At 75.3% G+C, this 5,979-nt stretch carries 6 protein-coding genes; 1 reads left to right on the top strand and 5 read right to left on the bottom strand.

Translation table 11 applies throughout. The annotated features are described in order from the left end of the window. Positions 1-646: MOSC domain-containing protein (locus tag AB0G02_RS26305; RefSeq protein ID WP_360798500.1), on the bottom strand; the 646-nt coding region annotated here is incomplete at its 3' end. Positions 647-740: 94 nt separating this feature from the next. Here AB0G02_RS26305 and AB0G02_RS26300 point away from each other — a divergent pair. Next, entirely contained in the window at positions 741-1,466 is a 726-nt protein-coding gene (locus tag AB0G02_RS26300; protein WP_360798497.1) for a hypothetical protein, read from the top strand. A 6-nt stretch (positions 1,467-1,472) separates the two neighbouring features. On the opposite strand, the gene AB0G02_RS26295 is transcribed toward AB0G02_RS26300, so the two are convergent. The 4 genes from AB0G02_RS26295 to AB0G02_RS26280 all read right to left on the bottom strand — a co-directional run. Then, complete coding sequence (locus tag AB0G02_RS26295) at positions 1,473-2,159, bottom strand: peptidylprolyl isomerase (protein WP_360798503.1); 687 nt, start codon at positions 2,157-2,159, stop codon at positions 1,473-1,475. A gap of 89 nt (positions 2,160-2,248) precedes the next feature. Beyond that, positions 2,249-5,188 carry an AAA family ATPase gene (locus AB0G02_RS26290; protein ID WP_360798495.1) on the bottom strand — a complete coding sequence of 980 codons (2,940 nt, stop codon included), beginning with the start codon at positions 5,186-5,188 and terminating at the stop codon, positions 2,249-2,251. Between the two features lie 85 nt (positions 5,189-5,273). Beyond that, on the bottom strand, positions 5,274-5,483 hold the full coding sequence (locus AB0G02_RS26285) for a hypothetical protein (RefSeq protein WP_360798492.1): 210 nt from the start codon (positions 5,481-5,483) through the stop codon (positions 5,274-5,276). Next, positions 5,480-5,979: lanthionine synthetase LanC family protein (locus AB0G02_RS26280; RefSeq protein ID WP_360798489.1), on the bottom strand; the 500-nt coding region annotated here is incomplete at its 5' end. The genes AB0G02_RS26285 and AB0G02_RS26280, both read right to left, overlap by 4 nt.

Raw genomic sequence — 5,979 nt, 5'->3', positions numbered from 1 at the left:
ACGCCCGCCGCTCGACCCGGCGCCGCAGCTCCTCGGTCAGGTCGTCGCCGGCCGCCGCCAGGCCGGGCAGCAGCTCGGGCTCCAGGGTCAGCGCGCGGAACGCGAGCGCCATGGTCACGTCGTGGTCCGGCCGGTGCTCGACCCTGATCTCGTCACCCGCGGTGATCGTGCCCGGTTCCAGCACCCGGAAGTACGCGCCCGGCAGCGCGCGCCGGGTGAACGTCTTGACCCACCCGCGCTCGTCCATCACGCCCGCGAACGTCCGGCACGGGATGCGCGGGGTGGTCGCCTGGAGGAGCAGCCGACCGATCCGCCACCGCTCACCGAGGCGCGCGCCGGACACGTCCAGGCCCACCGTGGTCAGGTTCTCGCCGAACAGCCCGGGCGGCAGGTCGCGGCCCAGCTCCGCCGACCACTCGTCCAGCTCTTCCCGCGCGTAGGCGTAAACGGCCTGGTCGTCGCCACCGTGGCTGCGCAGGTCCGAGATGTGGTCACCGACGACGCCGCTGCCGCCGGTGCCGCGCGGGCCGGGGGCGCGGACCTCCAGGGGGCCCGGCGCGGGCCGCTTGCCGATGCCGGTGTGGCCGAGGGCGGCCTGGTCGAACTCGACGCGGGAGCCGACGTTGATCGAGAGCACGTGGGGCATGCCCTGACGGTAGCCGAGGCACTTTCGGGGTTCGTACTCCTTAACGGCGGTGGGTGGGGGAGGATGGCGGTGTTCACCGTCCGTGGGGGGAGTCATGCGCAGGTCCGTCGTCGCGTTGCTGCTGGCCGCCGTGGCACTGGCGGGGTGCGCCGAGCGGACCGCCCTGCCCAAGCCGACCCTGGGCCCGGTCGCGCCCGACAGCGCCACCCTGGTCACCTCGCTGGCCGCCCGCGCCGACGAGCAGCGGTCCGTCCGCTTCGAGACCGAGAACGCCGTGCCCGGCCGGGACGTGCGGTTCGCGGGCGGCCTGCTGCGCGCCCCCGAGGGCCGGTTGCTGTCGTTGCGGCAGGACCCGACCACCGAGGTCGTCGTGGTGGCCGACGCCGGCTACGCGCGCACCGGCGGCGGGGCGTGGACCAGGCTCGACCTGACCCAGCACGCGCCCGTGCCGGCGGACACGACGGTGGCCGGCCTGGCCGACCAGGTCGACCCGGCGTCGGTCGTGCGGTCGCTCGCCGGCGGCCTGCTGGTCGAGCAGGGCGACGAGCAGCTCGACGGCGTCGCCACGCACCGCTACGCCCTGCTGCTCGACCTGCGGCTGCTGGCCGAGCGGACCGCCGACGGCACCCGCCGCGCCCGGCTGCTGGCGGGCTACGAGTCCGGCTTCACCGCGTCCGCGACCGTGTGGGTGGGGCCGGGCGACCTGCCGGTGCGGGTGGAGCAGGTGCTGAAGACGTTGGAGGACAACGTCTTCGAGCGCACCCTCTACCACTTCACCGACTGGAACGCCGACATCCGGGTCGCCGCACCCGCCTCCTGACCCCGGTCAGCAGGTGCGCTTGGCGCGCTCGATGTCCGTGGTCAGCGCCGGCGGGCCGTCGACCTCGCTGTCCGGGTTCGGCGCGATGCCGCCCGCGGCCACCGCGTCGAGCGTGGCCAGCCCGGCGGGGGTGATCCGGCCGAAGACCGTGTAGTTCGGCCGCAGCACGGAGTCCGACGTGACCAGGAAGAACTGGCTGCCGTTGGTGTCGGGGCCCGCGTTGGCCATGGCCAAGGTGCCGCGAGGGTAGATGCGGCGCAGGCCGGTGGGGTCGTTCGGGGCCGGCGCGAGGTCGGTGGGCAGCTCGTCCTTGTACTTGTAACCGGGGCCGCCCTCGCCGGTGCCGGACGGGTCACCGCACTGCAGGACCTTCAACGTCGGGTACGCCGTCAGCCGGTGGCACGTCGTGTCGTCGTAGAACTTCTTCCGCACCAGGTGCAGGAAGCTCTGGACGGTGCACGGCGCCTGCGCGCGGTCCAGCACCAGGGGGATGGGCCCCCGGTTGGTCTTCAGCAGCACCTCGGGGTGGCCGTGGTCGGGTGTGTGGCGGGGGTCGGGAGGCAGCGTCACGGGACGTGCGGCCGGTTCGTCCGGCGTGACCGCGTAGGCGCACGGGCCGCGGGTCGTGCCCGTCGGATCCGCCGCGTCGGCCGCGGGGGACGCCTGCGCCACCCCACCGCCGAGGACCGTCATCAGCGCCACTGCCACCAGGATTCTCACCGGACCAGGTCTAACGGACCCGCCACCGCCTTGCTAGGGCCGGTCGGCGGGTCCGGGGCGGGCTACGACCGGTCGGCGGGTCCGAGCGACGCGGCGAACGCGCTCAGCGACTCCCGGTCCGGCTGCGCGGTCTTGGTGATCAGGCTGGCCACGTGCTTCTCCACCGTCCGCGGCGAGATGTGCAGCCGGGTGGCGATCGCCTTGTTGCCGAGCCGGCCCGCCAGCAGCCGGAACACCTCGAACTCCCGCACGGTCACGCCCAGCGCCCGCAGCGGGCGCGGCACCTGGTCGGACCCGGTCCGCCGCTGCGGCACCGACGCGCCCACCTGCCGCAGCAACCCCCGGCACGCGCTGGCCACGGCCGCCTGACCGGCCTGGTGGAAGTACTCCTCGGCGCCGCGCAGCCAGGCCACCGGCTCGCCCCACCCGTCGGCCACGGCCGCCTCCGCCACCAGCCGCAGGCCCAGGTGCCGCGCGAGCGGGTGGATGGCCGACGCCTCGCGCGCGTCCCGGACCGCCTGCGCCGCCTCCGCCTCCCGGCCCAGCCTGCCCAGCAGCACGGCCAGCGCGAACTGCGCGAACCCGCGGTTCCACCGCATCCGGGCCGCCGCCGAGCGGGTCACGTCCAGGTAGCCGTCCAGGTCCAGGGCCCCGGACAACGCGTCCAGCAGCAGCCGCAACCCGTGCCTGCCGGACAGGTGGTACACCGTGGGCGTCTCCGCCTCGTGGGCCATCGCCCGCGCCAGGTCCTGCCGGGCGGTCGCGCGGTCCTCCTCCAGCAGCGCGCAGAACGCCCGCGCCAGCCCGAAGCACAGCGGCCGCTCCTGCGACCCGACCCCGCCCACCGCGTCGAACGCCTCGATCGCGGCCTCCATCCCGGCCCGCCTGCCCCGGTGCGCCGCCGCCGTCGCCTGCGCCATCAACCCGTAGAGGGTCAGGTGCTTGAGCTGCAACCGCCGGGTGTCCGCGACGATCCGCTCCAGCTGCCCCACCGCCTCGTCGTACCGGCCGCGCAGCACGGCGTCCAGCCCGAGGATCGAGTCCGCGCCGTACGCCACGCTGATCGCACCGAGCCGCAACGCCTCCTCGCGCGCCTCGACCAGCCCGGTCTCCACCCCGTCGGCCAGCCAGTCCAGCCCCGCCTGCCTGCTCACCGCGTACAGCCGCTGGAAGGGCAGGCCGTGCTCCTCGGCCAGCGCCCGCGCCCGGGCGAAGCACTCGGCCGCCTCGCCCAGGTCGCGTTCCCGGGCCAGCACGCCGAGCAGCTGCCACGCGTCGCAGCCCACCTCGGGCAGCGGCACCCGCTTCGCCGCGTCCGCCGCGCGGCGGGCCAGGAACTCGGCCGACGCGATCCGGTCCGGCACCTCCACGTGCAGCATCATCAGCGCCGCCACCGCGTCCAGCCGCGCGGTGTGCTCGTCGTCGGCGTCCGCGCCCAGCAGCCCGCGCGCCGTCTCCACGTGCGCCATGCTGTCGGTCCACCGGCCGCCCACGTTGGCGACCTGCGCGAACGTCGTGTGCAGCTCGCCGCGCCGGACCCGGCTCAACCCGGCCGCGCTCAGCTCCGCCACCGCGTCGACCAGCTCGAACGCCCGCTCGAACTGGCCCGCCTCGGCCAGCGCGGGCAGCAGCGAGTCGAGCACGTCGGCCCGGACCGAGACGTCCACCCCACTGGCCAGCAGCCGGTGCGCGTGGTCGAGCAGCCGCACCGCCGACCCGGCCGCGCCGTCCGCCAGCGCCCGCCGCCCCGCCTCGGCCAGCAGCGCGCCCGCCTCCGCGGTCTGCCCGGCGTCCAGCCGCAGCGACGCCACCAGCGCGCACCACTCACCGGGCAGACCCGGGTGCAGCGCCTGCACGGCGTCCGCGGTCCGCCGGGACAGCTCGGCCCGGTGCGGCGGCGGCAGCTGCGCCAGCCACGCCTCGGCGGTCAGCGGGTGCCGGAACGCGTACCAGTCCGGCACCGGCTCGTCCGGTGTGACCAGCTGCGCCGCCACCCCGGCGTGCAGGTGGGACAGCAGGCCGCGGTCGTCCAGCCCGGTCACCTCGCGCAGCACCGACAGCGGGAACCGGTGGCCCAGCACGGCGGCCACCGACAGCAGCTCCCGGCCCTGCGGACCGAGCCGGTCCGTGCGGTGCGCGACGGACCGCACCAGGGCCGAGGGCACGTCGATGCGCAGCTCGCCCAGCACCTGCCAGCCACCCGGACCGCGCACCAGCAGACCGCCGTTGACCAGGCCGTGCAGCATCTCCTCGACCACGAACGGGTTGCCCGCGCTGTCCGCCCACATCCGGTCGGAGACCTCGTCGGGCACCTCGTCCTCGTCCACCTCCAGGCAGCCGGCGACCATCCGGCGCACCTGCGCCTCGGTCAACCGTCGTAACTCCAGCAGCACGCCTGCCTCCCGCTGCGCGGCCAGGCGGACCACGTCGAGCGTCGGGCCGGGGTCGGCGCGGGTGGTCACCAGCAGCGCGGCGGGCACCTGGTCGAGGTTGTCCACCAGGTAGTCGACGACGGCCAGCGTCTCGACGTCCGCGTCGTGCAGGTCCTCCAGCACCACCAGGCACGGCCGTTCCCGACCGACCACGGCCAGCAGCCGCAGCACCGCCTCGGCCAGCACCACCACGGAGTCCGCCTGCCGCTGCTCCTCCGCGCCGCCGTGCTCCCGGCTCCACTCGGGCACCAGCGTGCCGAGCGCCGGCTGGTACGGCCCGAGTTCGCGCAGGTCCGGGCCGTCACCGGTGCGCAGCAGGGACATCAGCGCCTCGGCCAGCGGCCGGAACGGCACGATCGGTCCTATCGTGCTGCCGCGCCCGCGCAGCACCCGCATGCCGCGGTCGAACGCGACGCCGGCGGCGAAGCGCGCCAACCTGGTCTTCCCGATCCCGGGCTCCCCGACGAGGAAGACCGCTCGTCCGCGACGGGCGTCGGCGTCGACGAGGACCTGGTCGAGCACGCGGAGTTCTTCGTCGCGGCCGACCACGACCGGCGCGCGGGTGTGCATGGCACGACCATAGTCAAGCTGATCGACCGCACACCAAACTGCCCGCACCCCCAGTGGGCGGGCAGTCCGGCGGCGCGGCGATCCGCTATGCGGGCAACGCGGGCGCGCTGACGGTGATGCTGGTGGCGTTCGCGGCGACCATCGCGTACGCGCCGACGGCGAGGGTCAGACCGGCCAGGGCGCGGGCACGGGCCCCGGTCCTGGTCTTGCGGGACAGCGCCATCTCACCGGCGGGGTGGTCGCCGTCCTGGTCCTCGTCCCAGGTGGTGACCTCGTCGTGGTTGGCGTTGCTCATCTGGTGTTCTCCTCGCGGGGTTGGGTGTTGTGGTGCGGTGTGCCGAGCAGGAGCACGGACGGCACCTGCTCGGGGAAACCGAGGCGGAGCAGTCCGTACCCGATCCCGGACAGCCCGGTGAGCAGACCGGCCGACGGCACGCCGCCGGGGGTGCCGCAGCGCGCTCCGTACTGGTCCAGCGCCCCGAGCACCAGCCCGGCACGTCGGGTCTGCATGGCGGTCGCCAGGGCGTGCCCGCGTTCGGCGAGCACGGTGAGGGATTCGATCACACCGAGCTCGCCGTGGCACAGGCTGAGGTCGCGCAGCGGTTCGTGCACCGCCAGCGCGTTGAGGCACCGGTCCAGGTGCAGGGTGTGCGCGTCGACCGGCTGGTCGGGGTGCGCGGCGTGCGCGAGCACCGCGCCGGACAGGCCGGAGCACCAGCTGTGGTCGGCCTCGGCCACGTCCAGCAGCCGCTGCCGCAGCGCGTGGTCCGCGCGCAGGTTCGCCCGCCCGG

Origin of the sequence: Actinosynnema sp. NPDC023658 (assembly GCF_040639995.1) — a bacterium.
Lineage (GTDB): Bacteria > Actinomycetota > Actinomycetes > Mycobacteriales > Pseudonocardiaceae > Actinosynnema.
This window is presented reverse-complemented; position numbering and strand designations above follow the sequence as displayed.

Excerpts from the sequence above, each read along its gene's own strand:
- AB0G02_RS26285 (WP_360798492.1), bottom strand. The coding sequence starts at position 5,483 with ATGAGCAACGCCAACCACGACGAGGTCACCACCTGGGACGAGGACCAG.
- AB0G02_RS26290 (WP_360798495.1), bottom strand. The coding sequence starts at position 5,188 with ATGCACACCCGCGCGCCGGTCGTGGTCGGCCGCGACGAAGAACTCCGC.
- AB0G02_RS26295 (WP_360798503.1), bottom strand. The coding sequence starts at position 2,159 with ATGACGGTCCTCGGCGGTGGGGTGGCGCAGGCGTCCCCCGCGGCCGAC.
- AB0G02_RS26300 (WP_360798497.1), top strand. The coding sequence starts at position 741 with ATGCGCAGGTCCGTCGTCGCGTTGCTGCTGGCCGCCGTGGCACTGGCG.